At 35.5% G+C, this 21,745-nt stretch carries 18 protein-coding genes and 2 pseudogenes; 6 read left to right on the top strand and 14 right to left on the bottom strand.

Features of this window, described 5'->3' with window-relative positions:
* Positions 1-50 precede the first annotated feature (50 nt).
* Together AC806_RS04240 and AC806_RS04235 are read left to right on the top strand one after the other, a co-directional pair.
* Positions 51-1,625, top strand: coding sequence for an Nramp family divalent metal transporter (locus tag AC806_RS04240; RefSeq protein WP_014124577.1), 1,575 nt, complete (start codon positions 51-53; stop codon positions 1,623-1,625).
* Positions 1,618-2,049 carry a universal stress protein gene (locus AC806_RS04235; protein WP_014124576.1) on the top strand — a complete coding sequence of 144 codons (432 nt, stop codon included), beginning with the start codon at positions 1,618-1,620 and terminating at the stop codon, positions 2,047-2,049. The genes AC806_RS04240 and AC806_RS04235 overlap by 8 nt, the downstream gene beginning before the upstream one ends.
* A gap of 169 nt (positions 2,050-2,218) precedes the next feature.
* On the opposite strand, the gene trpX is transcribed toward AC806_RS04235, so the two are convergent.
* The 5 genes and pseudogenes from trpX to AC806_RS04210 form a co-directional block, all read right to left on the bottom strand.
* Positions 2,219-3,220, bottom strand: a complete 1,002-nt coding sequence (gene trpX, locus AC806_RS04230; protein ID WP_014124575.1) for a tryptophan ABC transporter substrate-binding protein — start codon at positions 3,218-3,220, stop codon at positions 2,219-2,221.
* A 252-nt stretch (positions 3,221-3,472) separates the two neighbouring features.
* Positions 3,473-3,926: pseudogene (gene tnpA / locus AC806_RS04225) on the bottom strand (IS200/IS605 family transposase).
* A 402-nt stretch (positions 3,927-4,328) separates the two neighbouring features.
* Positions 4,329-5,660, bottom strand: coding sequence for an FAD-binding oxidoreductase (locus AC806_RS04220; RefSeq protein ID WP_069028851.1), 1,332 nt, complete (start codon positions 5,658-5,660; stop codon positions 4,329-4,331).
* Positions 5,661-5,973: 313 nt separating this feature from the next.
* Positions 5,974-7,269 carry a PTS sugar transporter subunit IIC gene (locus tag AC806_RS04215; RefSeq protein WP_069028850.1) on the bottom strand — a complete coding sequence of 432 codons (1,296 nt, stop codon included), beginning with the start codon at positions 7,267-7,269 and terminating at the stop codon, positions 5,974-5,976.
* Positions 7,270-7,288: 19 nt separating this feature from the next.
* Positions 7,289-7,594 carry a hypothetical protein gene (locus AC806_RS04210; protein WP_069028849.1) on the bottom strand — a complete coding sequence of 102 codons (306 nt, stop codon included), beginning with the start codon at positions 7,592-7,594 and terminating at the stop codon, positions 7,289-7,291.
* A 335-nt stretch (positions 7,595-7,929) separates the two neighbouring features.
* Here AC806_RS04210 and AC806_RS04205 point away from each other — a divergent pair, with 335 nt between their 5' ends.
* From AC806_RS04205 to AC806_RS04195, 3 genes are read left to right on the top strand one after another with little or no spacing between them, the layout of a single operon-like run.
* Positions 7,930-8,535, top strand: a complete 606-nt coding sequence (locus AC806_RS04205; RefSeq protein WP_069028848.1) for an MptD family putative ECF transporter S component — start codon at positions 7,930-7,932, stop codon at positions 8,533-8,535.
* Positions 8,535-9,230, top strand: coding sequence for an energy-coupling factor transporter transmembrane component T family protein (locus tag AC806_RS04200; RefSeq protein ID WP_014124569.1), 696 nt, complete (start codon positions 8,535-8,537; stop codon positions 9,228-9,230). Before AC806_RS04205 ends, AC806_RS04200 begins: the two co-directional genes overlap by 1 nt.
* Positions 9,227-10,636, top strand: a complete 1,410-nt coding sequence (locus tag AC806_RS04195; protein ID WP_014124568.1) for an ABC transporter ATP-binding protein — start codon at positions 9,227-9,229, stop codon at positions 10,634-10,636. The genes AC806_RS04200 and AC806_RS04195 overlap by 4 nt, the downstream gene beginning before the upstream one ends.
* Before the next feature lie 90 nt (positions 10,637-10,726).
* On the opposite strand, the gene solA is transcribed toward AC806_RS04195, so the two are convergent.
* The 4 genes from solA to AC806_RS04175 all read right to left on the bottom strand — a co-directional run bounded on the left by solA (position 10,727) and on the right by AC806_RS04175 (position 14,976).
* Positions 10,727-11,854 carry an N-methyl-L-tryptophan oxidase gene (gene solA, locus AC806_RS04190; protein WP_231960524.1) on the bottom strand — a complete coding sequence of 376 codons (1,128 nt, stop codon included), beginning with the start codon at positions 11,852-11,854 and terminating at the stop codon, positions 10,727-10,729.
* A 157-nt stretch (positions 11,855-12,011) separates the two neighbouring features.
* Entirely contained in the window at positions 12,012-13,457 is a 1,446-nt protein-coding gene (locus tag AC806_RS04185; protein ID WP_014124566.1) for an SLC13 family permease, read from the bottom strand.
* Between the two features lie 63 nt (positions 13,458-13,520).
* Complete coding sequence (locus tag AC806_RS04180; RefSeq protein WP_014124565.1) at positions 13,521-13,793, bottom strand: chorismate mutase; 273 nt, start codon at positions 13,791-13,793, stop codon at positions 13,521-13,523.
* 259 nt (positions 13,794-14,052) lie between these two features.
* Positions 14,053-14,976, bottom strand: a complete 924-nt coding sequence (locus AC806_RS04175) for a LysR family transcriptional regulator (RefSeq protein WP_014124564.1) — start codon at positions 14,974-14,976, stop codon at positions 14,053-14,055.
* 116 nt (positions 14,977-15,092) lie between these two features.
* On the opposite strand from AC806_RS04175, the pseudogene AC806_RS04170 reads away from it, so the two are divergent.
* Positions 15,093-16,248 (top strand): annotated as a pseudogene (locus tag AC806_RS04170) (cobalamin-independent methionine synthase II family protein).
* Positions 16,249-16,466: 218 nt separating this feature from the next.
* On the opposite strand, the gene AC806_RS04165 reads toward AC806_RS04170, so the two are convergent.
* From AC806_RS04165 to AC806_RS04145, 5 genes are all read right to left on the bottom strand, one after another.
* Positions 16,467-17,219 (bottom strand): HAD family hydrolase, encoded by a 753-nt coding sequence (locus AC806_RS04165; RefSeq protein WP_083207562.1) that lies wholly within the window; start codon positions 17,217-17,219, stop codon positions 16,467-16,469.
* Positions 17,220-17,226: 7 nt separating this feature from the next.
* Positions 17,227-17,943: an HAD family hydrolase gene (locus AC806_RS04160; RefSeq protein WP_231960510.1), complete on the bottom strand. Its 717-nt coding sequence runs from the start codon at positions 17,941-17,943 to the stop codon at positions 17,227-17,229.
* Between the two features lie 137 nt (positions 17,944-18,080).
* Complete coding sequence (locus tag AC806_RS04155; protein ID WP_069028847.1) at positions 18,081-19,358, bottom strand: class II D-tagatose-bisphosphate aldolase non-catalytic subunit; 1,278 nt, start codon at positions 19,356-19,358, stop codon at positions 18,081-18,083.
* 238 nt (positions 19,359-19,596) lie between these two features.
* Positions 19,597-20,250, bottom strand: a complete 654-nt coding sequence (locus tag AC806_RS04150) for a hypothetical protein (protein WP_069028846.1) — start codon at positions 20,248-20,250, stop codon at positions 19,597-19,599.
* A gap of 95 nt (positions 20,251-20,345) precedes the next feature.
* Positions 20,346-21,707, bottom strand: coding sequence for an IS4-like element ISTeha4 family transposase (locus tag AC806_RS04145; protein ID WP_069028845.1), 1,362 nt, complete (start codon positions 21,705-21,707; stop codon positions 20,346-20,348).
* Positions 21,708-21,745 lie beyond the last annotated feature (38 nt).

Here is a 21,745-nt window from a genome sequence, read left to right as displayed (position 1 = left end):
CGGATTTTGATGTATGATAAAAACGAAATTAAAGGAAAGCAGGTATTTTTATGAGCGATGAACCAAAAAAACACTCCATTATTGAGCAAACCAATGGAGCATCCTTGCAAGAAATCAATAGTACCGTCCAAGTACCCAAAGGAAAAGGATTTTGGCGAACTTTACTGGCCTACTCTGGACCGGGTGCCTTAGTCGCTGTCGGCTACATGGATCCTGGGAATTGGTCTACCTCTATTACAGGTGGTCAAAATTTTCAATATTTATTAATGTCCATTATTCTAATTTCCAGTTTAATTGCGATGCTTTTACAGTATATGTCTTCAAAACTAGGAATCGTTAGCCAAATGGATTTGGCTCAAGCCATTCGTGCGCGTACAAGTAAATCTTTAAGTATCGTTTTATGGGTACTGACAGAATTAGCCATTATGGCAACGGATATTGCTGAAGTGATCGGAGCTGCGATTGCGCTTTACTTGTTATTCAATATTCCACTTGTATATGCTGTTTTCATCACTGTCTTAGATGTATTGCTCTTGTTACTGCTAACCAAAATCGGTTTTCGTAAAATTGAAGCTATTGTCGTTTGTTTAATTTTTGTCATTTTATTTGTCTTTGTCTACCAAGTCGCTCTATCAAAGCCTGATTTAGGAGCCATGTTTGCAGGTTTTATCCCAACAATGGATACCTTTTCGCAAACGCCGCATATTGGAGGTCAAACACCACTAACAGGTTCATTAGGAATTATTGGTGCCACGGTCATGCCGCATAATCTGTATTTGCATTCAGCGGTTTCACAGACACGCAAACTCGATCACGATAACAAAGAAGAAGTCGCACAAGCTGTTCGTTTTTCTACTTGGGATTCCAATATTCAACTTTCTTTAGCTTTTCTTGTCAATGCCTTGTTATTGGTTATGGGCGTAGCTGTATTTAAAGATGGCGCAGTACAAGATCCGTCCTTTTTTGGGCTCTACGAAGCTTTATCTGACCCTAATACCTTAAGTAATGGCGTATTATCTCAAGTAGCCAGTTCGGGACTGTTATCCACATTATTTGCCGTTGCCTTATTAGCATCTGGACAAAATTCAACCATTACTGGTACGCTCACAGGACAAGTAATCATGGAAGGTTTTATTCATATGCGAATGCCCATTTGGTTACGTCGTTTAGTGACTCGCTTGTTATCAGTTGTTCCCGTCTTAATTTGTGTTCTTATCACGAGTGGTAAAAGCACCGTAGAAGAGCATACCGCCTTAAACAATTTAATGAATAACTCACAAGTTTTTCTAGCTTTTGCTCTACCGTTTTCAATCATCCCACTGCTTATGATGACAAACAGTCAAGCTGAAATGGGCAAACGTTTCCGCAATAGTACCATCGTAAAGTTTTTAGGTTGGATTTCTGTTATTGCGTTAACTTATTTGAACTTAATCGGCTTACCCGACCAAATTGAAGGCTTTTTTGGAGCGCAAGCTACTAGACAAGAACTTTTATGGGCAGATGGAATTGCTTATGTTTTAATTCTTGTTGTTCTAGCCTTATTAGCATGGACAATTATTGAGTTATATAAGGGAAATAAAAAGTTTGAACAACTACAAAAAGAAGGAATGAATAATGATGGGTAATGGATTTCACAGCATCTTAGTTGGAGTCGATGAATCTGCCAATGCGCAAAAAGCTTTTCAATATGCCGTAAAAAAAGCTGCTCACGAAAATATTGAATTGGTTATTGCTTCTATATTAGAATCGGATGAAATAAACGTGTATCAGGCTTTGGATGATGATTACTTGCGATTAGCACGTAAAAAAACAGAAGAAAATCTACGAAAGTATCAGCAATATGCTTATGACCAAGGTGTACAAACCGTTAAACTTTTTAGCGATGAAGGTGCCCCTGCTGAACGAATTATTCATCATATCTTGCCACAAACCCAATGTGACTTACTCATTATTGGATCACACGCTAAGCATGGGCTGAAAGACTATTTTGGCACCAGTGCTTCTTATATGGCTAAAAATGCCCCAATTTCAGTCATGATTATTCGCTGAAAGTGTACTTTTTTGGTAACCGACACTCAGAAGTTAGATTTTAGCTCTAAGGATTGCTACATGATTTTAAATGAAGATTCTACTTACTTCTTGGATAAAAAATACAATTATAAAAAGCGTGCTGCTTTATACATAGCACGCTTTTTTTCATCATGAATTAAACTAAATTTTATCTATCTATAAACTCTGCTTCATCTTCCAAATTTTTTGGCAAATCAATATTGTACTTTTCCACTTGCTTTTGATTAACATATGTTTCCCCTTCGTCGTAAACATAGACAGGAGTTTTAGCTGGATCATCTCCATTGAGGATATCAGCTGTCATTTCACCTGTTTTTACCCCTAATTCATGTTGGTCAATCCCTACGGTCGCGACGCCGCCTTCTTCCACCATAATATCTACTGATGGAATAATGGGAATATTCTTTTTGTCGGCTTCGTTAACAATGGTTGACATCGCATTAGCCATAGTATTGTCATTTGGAATATAGATAAAATCGACATCGTCCATGGCTTGGATCGTTTGTTGAATTTCATTTGATGAAGGAACCGCATATCTTTCAGTCTTAAAATCTTGCTTTTTCGCCTCTTTTTCGGCTTCTACAACTTGTGGTTTAGCATTATCTTCTGAGGACGAATAAAGGATCCCCATTGTTTTTGCTTCAGGTAAAAGTTCTTTGGCCAAATCCAGTTGTTGATCAATCGGTACTTGATTAGAAACGCCGGTCATATTTCCGCCTGGTCTTTCCATAGAATCGACTAAATCACTGCCCACTGGATCTGCAATAGCGCCTAACATAATAGGTATATCACTCGTTTCATTTGCTAAACTCTGAACAGCGGGTGTAGCGATTCCTACCAGAGCGTCAGGATTACCTTCGACTAATTGTTGGCTCATTGTCGCTAATTTGCTTTGATCGCCTTGACCATTTTGAAACTCGAGTTCAAGATTCTCGCCTTCTTTGTAACCCGATTGCGCTAGGCCGTCTTCCACACCTTGTCGTATATCATCTAATGAAGGGTGACTGACATATTGTAAAATACTTACTTTTTTCGTTTCTTCAGACTGAGCGTTTCCCGAATTCCTTTTCCCTAACTCAAAAGCGAACAAGCTACCTGCTAAAACTACCACAATAACAGCAACACTGAATATCAATCCTTTGTTTTTCATTTTACCTTCCTACTTTCTTTATTGAATTAAACTGATATGATCGCTTTGTTTGCTTTGTTTTAACAAATAAAAAAAGCAACAATCCTGCGATCATTGCTGAAAAAATCATAACCACCCTTCAAAAGGGTGGTTTGCTCTGGGGCTATAAGCCCCCAATACTAGCCAGCGTCTCAAGGCGCTGGCTTTCACTTTGTTCAAGCCACACTGGTTTTGTCGCTTTTGCTACCTCTCAAGAGGTGTTTTTATCACTCTCTAACCCTTAAAAGGGTCTGCATATTCTCGAACACTTAGTTTATCTAAGGCCATATCATGTTTTTCTTGCTCTTGAATATATTTCTTGATGGTTGCCTCATAAGACCCACTGTGCTCACATAATAACCTTCTGCCCAAAAATGACGATTCCCAAATTTGTACTTCAAATTGGCATGTTTATCAAACATCATCATGGCGCTTTTTCCTTTTAAATACCCCATAAAGCTAGAAATACTTATCTTCGGTGGTATACTTACGAGTAAGTGAACATGATCGGGCATCATATGTCCTTCTAGGATTTCTACACCTTTATAACTGCACAATCTTTTGATAATCTCTTGTAGACTTGCTCTGTATTGATTATAAACAATTTTTCTTCTATACTTGGGGGTGAATACAATATGGTATTGCATAACCATTTTGTATGGGTTAAACTATTTGCTTTGTTAGCCAACTGAATCTCTTCCTTTCGTTACCATGTAGCCTGAACAACTACATTGTAACGCTAGTGAAGAGATTTTTTAGTATAACTTTTTCCTTTCCACCCGCATAGCGTGTGGTTTTTTGTTTCGCACGCTACGCGAGCTCAACCCGGTCTAAAGACTTAACAAAAACCGCATAGATGATTGATCTATGCGGTTCATAAGATTGATTTTAACCGGCATAGATACAAAGCTTTAGATTGCTCGTCTAAATCGTTGTATCTATGGAAAGAATCCATCAATACAACCTACTACGCCAGTTTTGCCATGCTTGTGCTAAATTGTTTGCGTAAGTTAATTGCATAATGGTTTCTTCCTTTCTTGTTTAGTAATTGAGCTTATCATACCTGAACAAAGAACTTAGGTCAACCTTTTTACAAATCAAAGATTCGATTTGGGTTTAATACATTTTTTGGATCTAGTGCTTTTTTAATCGCCTTTAATGTATTCATGTATTCTTTTGAGTAAAAATGGGATAAATACTCTTTCTTTTCCAAGCCAATACCATGCTCAGCAGAAGGCAAACCGCCCAGTTCAGCAATAAATGGATAAAGTTTTTGTTCATATTCGACTAACATCTTTTTCCACTGAACATCTTCATAATCTTCTTGTAAAACGCAGATATGGATGTTGCCATCACCTGCATGTCCAAAAAACGCACTTGAAATTCCCATCTCATCTGCATATTTTTTCGATTGAATAATTAAATCAGGAACGTAACGAGTGGGAACGACAGGATCGTACATTTTGGTAGTTGCCGCAGCATAAATTCCGGTTAGGATATGATCGCGAATATTCCAAACTAATTTTGCTTCTTTTTCATCAATATCCCGGATATTTAACGCGCCTGCCGAGTTAACAATGGAACGGACTTCGTCTAATTCACGGTTTAGAGCTTTTTCGTCATTGGAGTTTAATGTCAAAAGTAAAAAAGCCGCTCCTTCTTGTTTGGGCATTTTGACTTGTAAATAATCTTCCGCATAACCCACCGAATTTTTCTCTAATAATTCCAATGCTACGGGCTCTACAGGCGAATTTAAAATTTCATAGACTGTAGGTGCCAGATCATCTAATTTTTCAAAACCAACCAGCATGGAACGTTCATAACGTGGTCTAGTCCTCAATTTTAATTGTAATTCAGTAATAACACCTAATGTCCCCTCTGAGCCAATAAAAAGATCTTTTAAGTCGTAACCAGAACTATTTTTTTGATTTAAACTACCTGCATGAATAATATCACCATTAGCCAACACCACATCATAGCCACGTACATTATCGCGTGTTACACCATATTTGATGGCGCGCATTCCTCCTGCGTTCGTTCCAACAGTACCACCAATCGTAGCGGATTTTTCACCTGGATCTGGCGCATAAAAATAAGGCGTATCGGCTAAATACTGGCGGATTTGCGCCAGAGTCACCCCTGCTTGTACATTTAAAGTTAATGTTTCTTTATCTAAAGAGATAATATCAGTCATCTCAGCTAAACTTAAAAACCACTCACCTTCATGAGGATAAGTTGCACCAGTTAATCCGGTATGTGCCCCAATCGTAATCACTTTTTTGTCAGCCTCATTTGCTTTTTTCATAAAATCGCTGACATCTTCTGTACTCTTAGCATAACCGATTAATTCCGCTTGTCCCGGTTCGAGTTCATGAGCATTTGAGGTTAATAATTCCTCAGGCACTATTTCTTTAATTTCCATAAATAAAAATCTCCCTTAACTAAAAAATATGTAAGCGTTATTACTACTTAACTATAACATAGTTAATTTTTTTGAAAAAGAATTGCGTCAATTGTTTCTTATAAATGAAAATAAAAATTAGTTGGTTAACTTCAAAAAATAGCGCAATTGGCGAAATAGTTGACGATGTGAACCCAATCCATAGAAATATCGGCGGGACATTTGACGATGTGCCACCAATCGTTAAATTATTGGAGGCAACTTGCTCAATCTGCCTCCAATAATTACAAATAATGATAAAATGTATGAAACAAAACAACTTTCATCTTTTGAATTACTTTTCTATCGTTCCTTGTTCTTTCGCGAGTTCGTTTTTGTCATAAACTTTAAAGAAAGGATAATAAATTAAAATAGCAATAATAATTAAAATAATATTTAAAACAGCAGCTCGCCAATCACCATTGGTTGCCAAGAATGCCCCAATAGGACCAGGTAATGTCCAAGGAGCGGTTACAGTAACTGCATTTACTAAACCAAGGCTGGTCGCAAACCAAGCAATCGTTGCTAGAACAACTGGAGCTCCAATAAACGGTACCATCAAAATAGGATTTAAAACAATAGGTACACCAAAAATAACAGGCTCATTAATGTTAAAAATCGCTGGCGCAAGAATGGTTTTTCCGAGTTTCGACCCATATTGCGACTTTGAACGAAAAGCTAGTAAAATAGCTAATCCGATCGTTGCACCTGCCCCACCGATCCAGATGAACCATTGATAAAACGGCTCTGCTCCAATTGTAGGTAAAGGCTCTCCAGCAGCTAATGCACTGGAATTACTTTCTAACAACTGCAGCCAAAGCGGTCGAGCGATTGATCCAATAACTGCTAAGCCATGAATACCAAAGAACCAAAAGAAGGTTGTTAGTAAGACTAATAACAAAACAGATGGCAATGAATCTGCCGCACTAATTAATGGACTAATTAAATTACCGATAAAAGCATGCCAATCAAAACCTATATAATAAGTAATCGAACCAATCAGTAAAATAACGATTAATGTCGGCGTCAATGCTTCAAAAGAACGTGCAACTGCAGGTGGCACTTGTTCAGGCATTGTTATCTTGAAATTTGACTTATCCGTTAAACGATAGATTTCTACAGCAATAATCGAAGTGACAATCCCGACAAACATTCCTTCGCCACCAAGGTTGGCCATAGGCAATACAAATCCTTCAACACCAGCCATTTCCGTCGCTTCTTCAGGGATAGAAACTGGAACCAAAGTTAGAAGAAAAGCTGTTACTGCTAAAATGCCTCCAGCTACTTGGTCAAGATCATAACTCTTTGATAAACTCGCACCAATACCAAAAGTAGCATATAGCGCCATAATATACATAGACATACGATAAGGAAGCAAAATTGTTTCAGCATTTGCGGTCAAAAACTGTGTAATTCCCCACGACTCAGGTAGTGGCGGAAAAGCGACAATCATGAAAAAAGATCCAACAATAATCAAGGGTAATGCGGCAATAATCCCGTCACGGACAGCTCTTAAGTGACGCTGGTTGGCAATATTTGCCATCGGTCCTCCCAGATATTTTTCAATCCATTGGGTGAATTTGTCTAACATATTTCCCCTCTTTTCTTTTTTAGAAGATAAACCCTTCTATTAACCAGACATATGACATCAGTTCTAAAATGACCGTAGTTACAACAAAAAACAAAATAAATCGCTTACAAAAACCTTGCTTAGTCTCTATAAAATAATGACTATATACCAAAGAAAAAGCTAGACTGACTGGTAAGGTAAGCATAACGCCTAACTTAAAACTAAGCCCTAACATTGTCAATAAGTAAGGAAAAATCACTCCACCAAGTAACAAAAAAGCAAATACGATAAAACTACTTTTAACAGAAAGCCTAGGTCCTCGTAATGACTGTTCTTCAGGTTTCATCTTTTCCCTCCTCTCGCCTTTATTATAGCGTTTACAAAGCGTATTTTCAATGATTTCAAGTATTTTTTGAAATTTTATTTCTGAAGAGAAAATTTCTTACTGTTAAATTCAAATAAAAATGAAATATTATTTCATAAATGATCAAATGACTTCTTAAAAATACAGATTAACTTACAAAATATTATTCGACGTTTCTGCAAGGATTCTATGTGTTAAATGATTCACCGTCTAAATAAAGTAAAAAATGTAAAATGAATGCCAACCTCCTATAATTAAATCTATAACTAGCGTATAATGAACTGAGAAAATTGATGAAAAATTTATTGGAGGTAACTATGAAAAAAAGTAGCAGTAAAACGATACGTACATCGGATTTAATTTCTATAGGAATTTATACAGCATTATATTTTATATTAGTCGGCATCGCTGAAATGATTGTGGTACTACTTATTCCTGGTTATTCCTATTCTTATTCTCCTGTTGTGGCAGCTTTGCTTGCTGGAACGATTTTTATGTTAATGGTCGCAAAGGTCCCTAAATTTGGCGCGATTACGATTATGGGGAGTGTTTTAGGTATATTTTTCTTTTTGAGTGGATTATTTCCTTTTGCCTTAATTCCAAGTGTTATTTCTGCCCTACTTGCAGACATTATCGCCTATATTTTCAAGTACAAAAGTAGGATAGGACTACTCATTAGTTATATTGTATTTTCTTTTAATACTACTGGACCTGTCGTTCAATTGTTATTTAGCCCAGATAGCTATGCAGCTAATCTCAGAGAACGTGGAAAAGATACAGCTTATATTGAAAATGTCTTTGCAAGTATTGCTAATTACACGGGGATTGTTGTTTTTGTTTTGCTTATCATTGCGGCTATTGTTGGTGGCTTATTTGGTCAACGAATGATGAAAAAACATTTTAAAAAAGCAGGAATTGTCTAATGGTTTTCCATTTTGATCCGCGAACAATTCTTTATTTTTTGCTAATATCCCAAATTGTCTTACTGTTAGATAGCAGTATTTTTATCGAAATAGTCACGGTCTTTATTTTCATTATGCCTTTTTTTATAAGTAAGCAACTTAAATGGGGTTTCATTATTGTTATCGTTTATAGTCTGCAATTGTTTACAGCCTTTACTATTTTGCCAAATATCGATAATACAATGTTGCTTTACCCACTTTCAATGGTCGCTAATGGATTTCGGGAGTTAATCCCCGGAATTATAATAGGCATTTATGCATTAAGATTAACACACTCAGCGGAATGGATCAGTTTATTTAAAAAATGGCGTTTTCCTAATTTTTTTATTGTACCCTTTTCGGTTATCTTTCGTTTTTTTCCAACAATACGAGAAGATTATCATCAGATTAGAAAGGCGATGGCTTTTCGAGGAATTGAAAAAGGTCCTATTGCTTTTATTAAACAACCCGTACAAACCTTTGAGTTTATTTTAATTCCACTGCTGATGAACGCAAGTCAAGTGGCACAGGATTTGACTATTTCTGCTTTAACTAAAGGATTAAGTATTCCGGGAAAACAAACGTCCATTATCAACCTCCGCATGACTAAAGTTGACCTGATTTATATGGTTATTGCTATCATTCCCATTGTTATTGATATAGGAGGTTTATTATGAAACGATTTGCAATAAATAGTGAAAATACTTCATTTCGTTTTCTTCATGCAGATGATACTTTTTTAAAATCGATTAACCTAAAAGTATCTTCCGGTGAGTGTATTCTTATTTGCGGAAAAAGCGGTAGTGGCAAAACCACTTTTAGTCGTTTATTAAATGGAATTAGCCCTAACTATATTGAAGGCGACTTGACTGGACATGTTGAAACACTCGGTTTAATTGCGGGAGAAGCAGACATTGAAGATTATGTTCCTGTAATTGGTAGTGTTTTTCAAAATCCAAAAACACAACATTTTACTACAAATACCACCTATGAACTTGCTTTTGCTCCTGAAAATATAGGAGAGTCTCCTAATCAAATTTATAAACGTATCAATGAAGTCTCTGAAGAACTTGATATCAAAAACTTACTTAACCGTGATATCTTCAAATTATCTGGTGGGCAAAAACAACAAGTTGCTATGGCTGCTGCCAACACTCTACGCCCTAAAGTTCTGATATTAGATGAAGTAACAAGTAATTTGGATCAAAAGGCAGTAGAGCAGATCAAAAAAATGATAAAACAAAAAAAGGAACAAGGAGTCACAATTATTCTCACCGAACATCGTTTAGCTTGGAGCAAGGGACTAGTTGATCGCTACGTACTATTTGAAAATGGTAAGTTAGTCCAAGATTGGAACAGCGATAAATTTAATCAATTGACGAATCATGAGTTAGGACAAAAAGGTCTGCGAGCCATGGATTTGTCTAAAAAACACAAAAAACTTTTGCAAAAAGAACAAAAAACTGAAAATTTCCAAGGGGCCTATTTACTACAAGCGGAAAATTTAAGCATTGGTTATGATAAAAAAACTCCGATTTTATCAAATATGACTGTCGGGCTAAGTCAAAACAAAATCACAGGAATCATAGGTCCCAATGGCGTAGGAAAAACAACACTAGCAAACACGCTTACGGGCTTATTAAAACCCTTAGCAGGAAAAATTTTATGGCATGGCCAATCAATTTCTCCTAAAGAATTAGTCAAAAAAGGTTTTTTAGTGATGCAGGATGCAAATTACCAATTATTTAGCGAATCTGTTTCTGAAGAAGTTTTACTCAACGCAAAATATCCTGAACAAAAAGACCCAGTATTAGAAAAACTAAATTTGTCAGGTTTAGAAGAACGTCATCCTATGAGCTTATCAGGGGGACAAAAACAACGTGTTGCCATAGCATCAGCTATCTTATCGGGAAAAGAATTGATTATTTTTGATGAACCTACTAGTGGTTTAGACTATGTCAATATGCAACATTTTGGTCAGTTATTAAATACGCTGAAGGAAACCGACGCTATTATAGCCATCATTACCCATGATGTGGAACTATCAGCTGATTGGTGCGATGAGATTATTAATTTAGGATAATTGTATAAAAAATATCCAATTGGCAAATTATGCTTCTTGGATATTTTTTATACACTGAAATACTTATCTTTTTTTTTAAAATATCTATCGCTAAATGCTATCATCAAAACGACTCAGTCGAAAACTTTCCAAAGAAACAGCTGGTTGTTTTCCCATCAGCATATTTGCCAAACATTCACCAATACCACTGGCAAATTTAAAACCATGACCCGAAAAACCACAAGCAACCATAATATTTTCATACTCTGGTAAATAATCGATAATAAAATCTTCATCCGGCGTATTCGTATAAGTACATACTTTGCCTTCTTTTAATTCTATATTTTTTAATAAATGCTTATGTGTAAAATCAACCACTTCCTGCTCGTCTTCTGGATATGTTCCAAACCGTTCTAACACCCTCGGATCATCTAACAAACGTCCTCCATCATGTCTACCGATTTTCAACCCTTTTTCATTTATATCAGGAAAGCCATAATAAGTGCTATTTCCATCATCATAACCCCAAGCTGGAAACCTGCCTTCCTTATAAAGTGAATTTTTAGCAGCAGTCATCCATGAAAAAGTTTTACGTAGTGGTATAAGAGGTAATTTTATATTTAATAGTTTTGTTACTTGATTGGTCCTTTTACCAGCAGCGATAAGTAATTTTGTACCAACAACTGCTTCATTTTCTAATTTTACAGTAATTTGTTCTGTTGATGTTTTAATTGATTGAACAAAACGATTCATGTATAAATCAGCACCATTTTTTTCTGCTAACATACGGTAGGTTCGTATTGCATTTTCACTAAACAACACACCAGAACTTTTTTCAAAATAACCAATAGCGTCTTTATCCAATTGAAATCCCGGCCAGCGTTGGTTAATGTCTTTTGCTGTCATCACTTCTAGAGGCAAAAGATACTCTTCAGCTGACTTTTTCACGGTTTCTAAGAATATATTATATTTAGGACCAAAATTTAATACGCCAGTTTTAGCAAAAATTCTTTCATTCGTTTTCTTTTCTAAGCTTTCCCATAGTCTTTGTGCATGCAGTGCTAAAGGGACATAACTACTACCTTCTCCATAAGCATGGCGGATTAACCTAGTTTCGCCATGATGCGAACCTTCTTCATGCGGAGGGTCAAAAGCATCAATCAGCGCAACTGTTTGTCCTGATTCTGTTAAGTAATATCCAGCAGCCATTCCCATAGAACCTGCTCCTATAATAATCACATCATACAATATTTATAGCCTCCTTATTTTTTAATTCATTACTAAATTTAAGTCTTATATTATTTTATTTCTATGTACTGTTTCTTCCGAATACAACATTATCTTGTGTTTTTATAAAAAGCATCCTAAAAGCGTAATGCCTTTTGGATGCTTAAAATTATACATTAATAAATAAATTAGCTAGCGGATATGCTATAAATAATGCGATAATTAGTGTTCCTACTGCTACTAACATCCCATATTTTAACATTTGTATAGTATTGGTCCAACCAGAAGAACCAGCGATAGCTACATAAGGCATCGAAGGCGGTGTAGCTGAGCCGATAGAAGCCACTAACCCAATAACAGCTGCAAGAGAAGCTGCTTCAACCATATTGGAAGAAAGCGCAATAGGCACTGCCACGGAAGTAACCACTTGTGAAGTAACCATATGCGAGCCAATATTTGATTCAAAAGTTGCCCAAGCGATAAATAATCCTACGATCAATAACGGCGAAAGCCCTTGTGCAATTGGCTTCATCACATTTGATACATAATTAATCAACCCAATATCTTCATTAGTCAGCGCGCTACCTATGGCTAAAGTCGAAGCTGCCATAATCAGACTCGGCCAAGAGACACCCTTTGTGATAGCTTCATTGATAATTAATAAAGGTTTGCCTTCCAATCGCAGCATTGCTAACACAACAACGCCAGCAAGCGGCGGTACAGCAGTTCCGAAGCTATCGATTGTTGCTGCTATATTAGGCAAGATAGGCGAAATAATACCCGGTAATACCCATAATAAAATGACAATAACAAAAATAGACAAAATCATTTTTTCCCGTGTTGTAACAGGTTCAGTCTGCATTTCTTTAAAGTCAGCTTTATCCAACTGTTTAAATTGCTTTGTATCTGGTTTTAAAATAAAGCGGAAAACTAACAACATAAATAAAAAGATTAATAAACCTGATGGAATCGCAAAAGCCATATAATCTGCGTAGCTTATTGTCATATTTGCAATAGATTCAAATACGCCCAATGCAATTACAGGAAAAACATGAGCGATAGGTGTCATCCCCGAAGATAAAGAACAAGAAATCACTAAGCCAATCATTAACATGGAAGCAAAGGTACTTCCTTTTTTTAGATTTAAAATACCATAGATCTCTTCTAATATCGGCAGCATAATAAAAAATAAGACCGTTGGGGAAATAAATAATCCTATTAATAATACCGATAATAAAAATAATAATGTCAATTGCCAAGCGCCCTTTTGTGCCCACTTACTAGTAATAAACGCTAGTGCAATACGTTTAATAATACTTGTCTGCGACAAAGCGTAAGTAAGCATAAAAGTAAAAAGTAAAAAGACAAAAGTTTCATTACCAAAAGATGAAGCAAAAACTTGCTCCGGATCTAATACTGGCACCAAAGTCAAAGCCGCTAAACATAATAAACTTGGCCAATCAATCCCTACAAAAATCCACAATAGTAGCGTGCCTAAAAAGATTCCGACAACCTGCATACCATCCGCGTTTAACCCTGTAGGTGCTGGGATAAAACGGAAAAAGAAAATCACTAGTAAAGCAAAAAGCAGAATCGGTATTTTCCTATTTCTCATAAAAACGCCAACTTCTTTCAAAAAATTACATTATGATAAATTTATTAACAAGACAAAAAAGTATTATTGATCAATAATTTCTTCTTGTTGATATTCTTTTGTCGTGTCCATAATTGCTTGAAAAATTTTACGAACTGAATCTTCAAAGTCTTTGTTTTCAGTATAAGAAGCGATTTTATCTAAGACTGCTTTTTCACGATTTTCATCTAAAACAGGTATATTATGCTCTTTTTTAAATTTACCCACTTCCACTACCGCGTTCATTCGTTGTTCAATCAAAGGAACAAGCTCCTTATCTGCTTGATCAATCAGTTTTCTTGCCTCTTCTAAATTCATTGTCATACCCTCTTTCAGTTATTTTAAATAGGAGTATATCATGGTTGATAGTATAATACTATGGGAAAATAAAATTAGTCATTCAATATTCTAAAGTTAGTCTTACAAAGTCACTCTAGTTTTTCATAATTTTAGAGCTAGTTTGACAAAGTAGCTCTAATTTTTGTGGAATCTTGAGTTAGTCTGCTAAAGTAGCTTTAGTTTTTTCGAAATCTTGAGTTAGTCTGGCAAAGTAGCTCTAGTTTTATCACTACAAATGCTACTCATAAATCTCAAACCCATAATTTCGAATGTGCTGTTTTAGTAATTCTAAGTAATCTTTTGCTATCTTACTTAAATCGATCTTCTTATTTTTTAAGTAACCTAGTATCATTGAATCGTCTATTTCCAAAGGAATAGCAACAATCTTTTCATCATTTAATTCACTACTAATAATACCCGAACTGATCGTATAACCATTTAGTCCTACCATCAAATTAAAAATTGTCGCGCGATCACTGATTTGAATATGCTTTTTCCTTTGTAAGGTACTTAAAATTTCTTCAGAAAAATAAAACGAGTTAGTATCCCCCTGTTCATAGGATAAATAAGGATAATCTTCTAAGTCTTCTAAAGTAATACTTTTCTTTTTCGTTAAAGGATTTTCTCTGCCCACGAAAACATGTGGTTTGGCTTCAAATAATGGAATAAATTCTAAATTTTTTTCTGCAATAAGTCGCTTTAGGACGGTTTGATTAAAATCATTTAAATAAATTATACCTAATTCGCTTTTAAAAGTTTGGATGTCATCCAAAACATTTTGCGTCTGTGTTTCTCTTAAAGTAAATTGGTATTCGTCTTGACCGATTTTTTTCACTAACTCTACAAAAGCGTGAACAACAAAAGCGTAGTGTTGTCCTGACACACTAAAAATATGTTTACGTGTCGTAGTTTTCCCGAAACGTTCATCTAATAGATTAACCTGATCTAAAATCCCACGCGAATAGTTGATAAATTCCCGTCCTTCATTTGTTAATGTAATCCCTAATTTCGTTCGGTAAAATAATTGGATTTTATATTCTTTTTCCATTTCCTTCATTGCCTGTGATAACGATGGCTGACTAATAAAAAGCTGCTTTGCTGCTTCATTTATCGATCCTGTTTCAACGATTTTCTCCAAGTATTCTAATTGTTGTATCCTCATATGTTTTCTCCTTGTTATAGTTTTTACCTATCATAACATAGAAATAAAACGTATTATCTATTTTAGAGTAAACTTGTTAGAATAATGCCAATACAAAAATATTGGAGGAATGCTTTATGAGTACAGCTACAACAAAATTTCAACTTGTGGGTTTCTTTGTTAAGACCTGAAGATTTATTGGAATACAAACAAAAAATTGAAAATCGTGATGATATAAAGTATCCATTTTATGATGCTTTTCCAGGTTATAAAGAAAAAGAAAGTGAAACGACGAAACAAGTGATTGCTAAACAAAAAGAAGAAGGAATAACGCCTATTACTGATGGAGAATATACAAAGTCTATGTGGCATTTGGACTTTATTTGGGGCCTTAAAGGGATTGAACGCTATATTGCTGATACTGGCTATGCTTTTCAAGATCATGACGGCGGAGATTTTGAAACTAGAAAGGACATTGGTCTTCGTATCACTGAACCTTTATCTGGGAAAAATCATCACTTTATTGATATTTTTAAAAATATTAACGCTCAAGCTGAAGAGACCGATGTTAAGCTCACTGTGTGGGGTGCCGCTCATGCATTTACTGAACTAACAATCTTTGATGGTCTGTTTGGTAAGAATCAACTGTACAAAACCCAGGAGGAATTAAAAGATGGTTTAGTCAACGCTTATAAAGAATTTCTAACTGAATATAAAGAAGCTGGTGGTAAGATCATCCAATTTGATGATTGTCTGTGGGAGCTATTTGCTGATGATAATGAACATAGTTTTTACGCTAGTGGAAATGAAGGGATAGAAGATTTAGCCGACACCTTTATCTCAATTAACAACAAAGTCGCTGACTTTGGACATGAATTAGGTCTAAAAGTTTGGACGCATAATTGTCGAGGAAACTACCAGAGCCGTCATGCTGCGGGAGGCACTTACCAAGCAATTGCCGAAAAATTTTTAGGCGAACAACACTACGATCGTTTCTTTTTGGAATGGGATGATGAACGTGCTGGTGACATTTCAGCTCTAGAAGTATTAAAAGATAAGCCTGATGTTGAAGTCGTTTTAGGGCTTCTTTCCAGTAAAACAAGTACGCTTGACGATGAACAACGAGTGGTAAATCTGCTTGATAAAGCAAGTCAGATTTTGCCAAAAGAACGTTTATTTCTTTCACACCAATGTGGCTTTGCTTCTTGTGACAACGGAAATGAACTCTCCATCGAACAACAATGGAATAAAATTAATCAAGGTCAGAAAATCGCAGCTGAGTATTGGGGATAGATAAATTAGTTAAACGACAAAAACCACTCTGTCAATTCAAGCAGAGTGGTTTTACTTATCTCTTATAGTTTTAATAACAATCATCATTTTTTGGTAAATAATATAAAAAATCAGAAAGCTTCTCAACATACTTGTTAATACTAAAAAATTACCAATGTATTCAATTGAAGAGGACATATAAAATTACTATGAAGAAGTGAAAAAAATTGTACAACTATTTAATTATCTAGATTTGTTTCAGTCGTTTTGGATAGTAATTTTGCAATTGTATCATATAGTTCTACTGGATTTTGTACAATGTAATCAGCAATACAACTTTTAGGTTTTTGATAGTTTCGATAATTTACCCAAATTGTTTTCCAATATACTGAATTTGCACCAATAATATCGTTCACATAGTTATCACCTATATAAAATAGCGTCTGATTTTTTATAGAATCAGATAGTTTGTCCTCAAAAAAATTAAAAATGAGTTTTTCTGGCTTTGAAACACCGACTTCTTCAGAAATTAAAATATTTTCCCTTGGGACCCATTTTTCAAGCTGTAGAGCCTTTATCTTTTTTTGTTGTCGTTTTAAAGTACCATTAGTGATAATTCCTAAAGTTTGCTTTTTTGCAACAAGCAAGTTAAAAAGTTTTTCCATTTCAGGAAATAAAATGATATCATTCTGATAATTTTCAAAATCTATTTGGAATTTTATCGCTTGTTTATCAGTAATTTCGATATTATAGTCGTGAAGAGCTTGCTTAATACGAAAAATCTGCATATTTTTTAATTTTTCCCGATCAAATCCTGTTGTGGAAAAGGATTCGTCTCCATATTCCTTCATTAAATGATACAATCTAGGTATGTCTAAGTGCCAATGAGTTTTTAGTCCCAGATTATTAACTGCCCGTTCAAACGCATGTAATTGATCGTATAACGTATCATCTATATCAAATACAAAAATGTTTTCCATACTTAAGTTCATAATTACTTTACCTTTCTTCGTTTTCCAATTCAATTTTATGAATAATCTCAAAAAGCGTATTTTTATCCGCGATATAATCTGGTTCTACTGTATTTGGAATCTTTTTATGAGATCGTCGATTATACCACACAGCTTTCCAATCTGCATTTTTTGCTCCTATAATATCATTTTGAAACGAATCACCTACATAATAAATATGTTTATCTGTTAAACCTAAAGTTGTTTCTGCCAAGCGAAAAATATTCACATCTGGCTTAGCATAGCCAACCTTTGAAGAGATAAATATATGATTTGCAGGTATCCATTGGTCTACTTTTAATTGTTTAATTTTTCTTTCCTGATGAGCAAAGGGGCCATTCGTTATAATTCCCATAGTTATTTGCTTTTCCACACAAAATGACAATACATCTTCTACTTCAGGGATCAGTTTAATCTCTCTTTGAAATTCCTGATAATCCTTTTGAAACATCGCCGCCTTTTCATAAGAAATCTGCTTACCAAAATAAGCTAACGCTTGTTTAATCCTATATACGTACATATCTTGCGTATTCATTTGTCCATTTTCAGTTAAATGAAAAACTTCATCACTTAACTTACGGCTAGTCGTATATAGAGCTTCCAAAGGAATATCGTAAAAATTAAAATGTTTTTCAAAAGAGCGAGCAAAAGGAGTTAATTGATCATATAGCGTATCATCCACATCAAAAAATATAGCCTGCATCATTTTATCATCGCCTTTTAAAAAAGTAGCTAACCTAGTGATTAGCTACTTTTTTATTTCTATTTATAACACACGACCTATTCCATAAAATATTTCAATTTCTCCACCACTTAAAGTTAAAGAAATCTAACGATCTATGGTTATTTTGACAGACTTTTAATCCGTGAAGTAGCACCGTTCAACTTGTAACACTCCGCATAATCACGAATAGGACGCTTGATATGGTCAATAACGTAACGCTCACCGTCAATATTTTGTGTTTTAAGGTTGGCGTAAAGCTTCTTGATTTCATCTTGCACTTCGTCATCGTTGAATGTATAGTGACCAGCAATATCAAGGATTTCTGCTTGTAATTCTTCATCTTGTGAATTCAATATTTGATCGACAGTTAAATCTTTTTGTTCACCTACCATCCATTTTCTCCAACGTTCGCTGTTAATTGCATGAATCAATAAAGTTTCACGTGTATTCGATACTTCTTTAATCAAACCATTTTCAACGAGTCTTACTTCAACTGCTGCCAGGTTTAAATATGCTCGAGTCTCTTCTGTACCATATTGAGGCGCGACATTAGTAGCAGTAATTTCAGAAGGAACATGTTCTAACAATGTAACGTCATCTAAGTAATCGCCATTATGTTCTTTTAAACCTACACCATATTTTTTAGCCATTTGCGCTAAATCATAAGCATTTTTAAAGTTAAATGTGCCAATTTGTTCTGTTTTACGAGTTAATGTTCCTGTTTGCCCTACAATGAAAGTCGGCATAGGTAGGTTACGTTTTTCCAATTCTTCTTTTAAGCGTAAAATAAATGTTTCATAAGTTTCTGTAGAAGTTAAGCCGCCATTAGTCTCTTCTGTTCCCACTTCATAACCAATTTCTGGCAAATTACGTGCTTTACGTTCCTTTTCACAAAATTCAATGAGATCTACCGTTCTTTCTAAAACTGTATCTAATGGAATAACTTTTCCAACCTCAAATGGATCTTTTGTAGGATCAATCATTAATAAGTCAAAACCTGCTTCAATATCAGCAACATATGATTGCTGCCCAAGTTTCATTGCTTCATCTACTGGCAAATGGTCATTACGCTCTTTATCACGTTGCCAAGGTCCTCCATGGTCACGGCATAGATAATACAAATTATTATAATTAATATTTTCTGCAACTTCTTCGACTGCTTTAGCAAATGTAAATTGGTTCCAACCATTCACATAGCCCCCACCAAGTTCGTCTGCATCTACTTGATTCCGGCTAGCAATAAACATTACAGGAAAGTCATCTTCTTGTGATAGTTCTAGAGTTGCTTGTACGCAATTTCTAGACATAGGACCTACTCCTAGTATAGTTGCACTTTCTCCTGTCTTTTGTAAATCAAGTAACCCTTCAACAACTGATTTGATTGGTAATTTTTCCACAGTTCTTCCACTCCATTTCTTTATTATTAATTTGAAAGATAACGTTATCACTTATTTAAGTATAAAATGACGTATCTCTCTTGAATATTACATCTTCTTGCAACAAGTTTTCGCTTACTTTATATACTTCTTGCAATTAAACTAGCAAAAATAATCCCTAGTATTATTCTTTTCATTATTCTCTTCATCTTTAATTAGACAGACTTTCATATTTCCCACTTTAGATTTCTCTCGTTTTTTATTTATCTTCCTGCTGCTCTTTGTTATACATAAATATTCTGTATGATGTCATAATTACACAAAACAATACAACGCCTATTGCCAGCGCAATCAAAAATCCACCTACATTATCAATTAAGGGCCACATATAAAAGCCATAGATTCCTCCAGGAAAAATCCCTGAGCCAAACAAGAAAGCAATTGCTCCAGCAACAGCAGTACTAATCATGCTAATTGGAATAATACTTGGATAGACCATGATAAAAGGAATAACCGTTTCTGAAATTCCTAGCACGCCTAGTAATAAACAAGAGAATGCTCCTTTTTTTAATTGTGGATTAAAAATTTCTTTTTTTGTAAATAACCGTGCAAAGTACGGAGAAAGTCCTAAACCTATAGGAGGAACTAAAGCACCTAATACGAGTGCTATATAAGAATACCCAGTATCAAAATACAACTGCTTACCGATTGTTCCTGCCATCTTATTAACAGGACCTCCAAAATCAAAAGCTCGCGCTGCTCCTAACGCTCCTGATAAGACTGCTCCTCCCTCATTACCTACTGAAGCAATCAAAAATTGACTGAAGTTAGCAAAACCAACTCCAATATAAGCGCTTACAAATCTGCTTATTAAAAGTACAAAAATAGTTCCAAGTACTGGCAGCAGAAACAAAGACTTTACTCCTATATATTGTGTACTAAAACTTGAAACCTACTTTTCGATACGTATCCCTTGGTATACCAAGGATCTCATGCACAAAATTAACTTCAACCTGCTTGCTTGAGCTGTTTTTGTATAGAGGAAGGTAGTTTTTCAAGGAACTGTTCGATAATGTTATTTAATACGGCTTCATCCAAAACATATTCATCCGCAAAAGCTTCTTGGAATAAAACGAGTAATTGCAGAATGGCTTCCGATACAGAAAGCTCGGAAAGCTCATCAATGAGAAGATAAAATAACTCGCCAAGCGTTCGGTCGTCTTTACTTTCACGTTCTTGCACCGCTAGGATCATATAACCGATAGCTACCAGTGTCGTATGCGCAAAGATCCCGTCATAAGAAATCCCTTGGTACTTGGCTAATTTTAAGTATTGTTTGCACATCTTGAAGTAGACTTCCACCGACCAGCGTCTAGCATAGAGCTGAATGATCTCGTCTTCGGTCAGATCGATATCGGTCGAAGCTAAGACCAAATAGTCGTTTCGTTTATTGCGATTGCGAATATATACCAACTTAATGGGAAGGACTTCCCCTTCTACGACAGCTTCTACTTGGACACTCAAAAGATAGCGAGAACGACCGCGGCGTTTCTTGTTTCGTTTGAAGATTTCTTTGACATCCATCTTTTGGCCTTGATAACGGTAGTAGATCTTTTGACTACGTTTAACCATCGCTACGCAGTGGCATTTCAGGTCACGGATCTGTTGGAACATTTTGGGACTGGAAAACCAAGTATCGAATAAGACATAATCCGCATGGATCCCTTGGTTCAAAGCCGATCGAAGCAGTTCCAGTGTCACTTCCGTGCCTTTACGAAGCGCTTGAGCTTTACGTTTCCCCCTATTCGTGCGTTGATCCCCGATATCAAGGTCAGATTGGAGCTTTCTTTTCCCGGAGAGCAAGGAAAAAGCGACGGGGACAAAGCTGTTGCCATCACTCCAGCCTAATTGTAAATAACGAAATCCTTTGAAATATTTTTTCTTGGCATGGTCGTATTGTAAAGCGGCACACTCCACTTTTTTCGCATTCAAGCGAGAATACATGGAGTCATCCACGATAAACGTGGTCTTTCGGGCATCATCCGTCAATGGACGTAGGAAAGTAATGACGGATTTAGCCACTAAGATCAGTAATTTTTGCCAATGAGTGTGCGGATCATTCAAAACGTTGCGAAATGTTTTATCTGAAAATGATAGCTGTTCCTTTTGCTTTTGGTAAAACCGATAGGTAGAACCGTTGGTAAAGATCGAGGCCAATAAAAAAGAAAAAATAACAGGAACCGAAAAACCCCTTTTATGGACTGCGTTTGATTTTTTCAACGCAGAAGCTACATGGAACTGATGAAAAAAATCAGACACAGAGGTAGAAATTTTTTCTGAATTTGACGTTTTTTGTGTTATAATTGACATGGCATGAACACTCCTTGGTTAGTGGTTTTTTGGTAATT

The organism is Tetragenococcus halophilus (assembly GCF_001712815.1).
GTDB classification, from domain to species: Bacteria; Bacillota; Bacilli; order Lactobacillales; family Enterococcaceae; genus Tetragenococcus; species Tetragenococcus halophilus.
The sequence above is the reverse complement of the archived record's forward strand: the minus strand, read 5'-3'. Positions and strand labels throughout refer to the sequence as shown.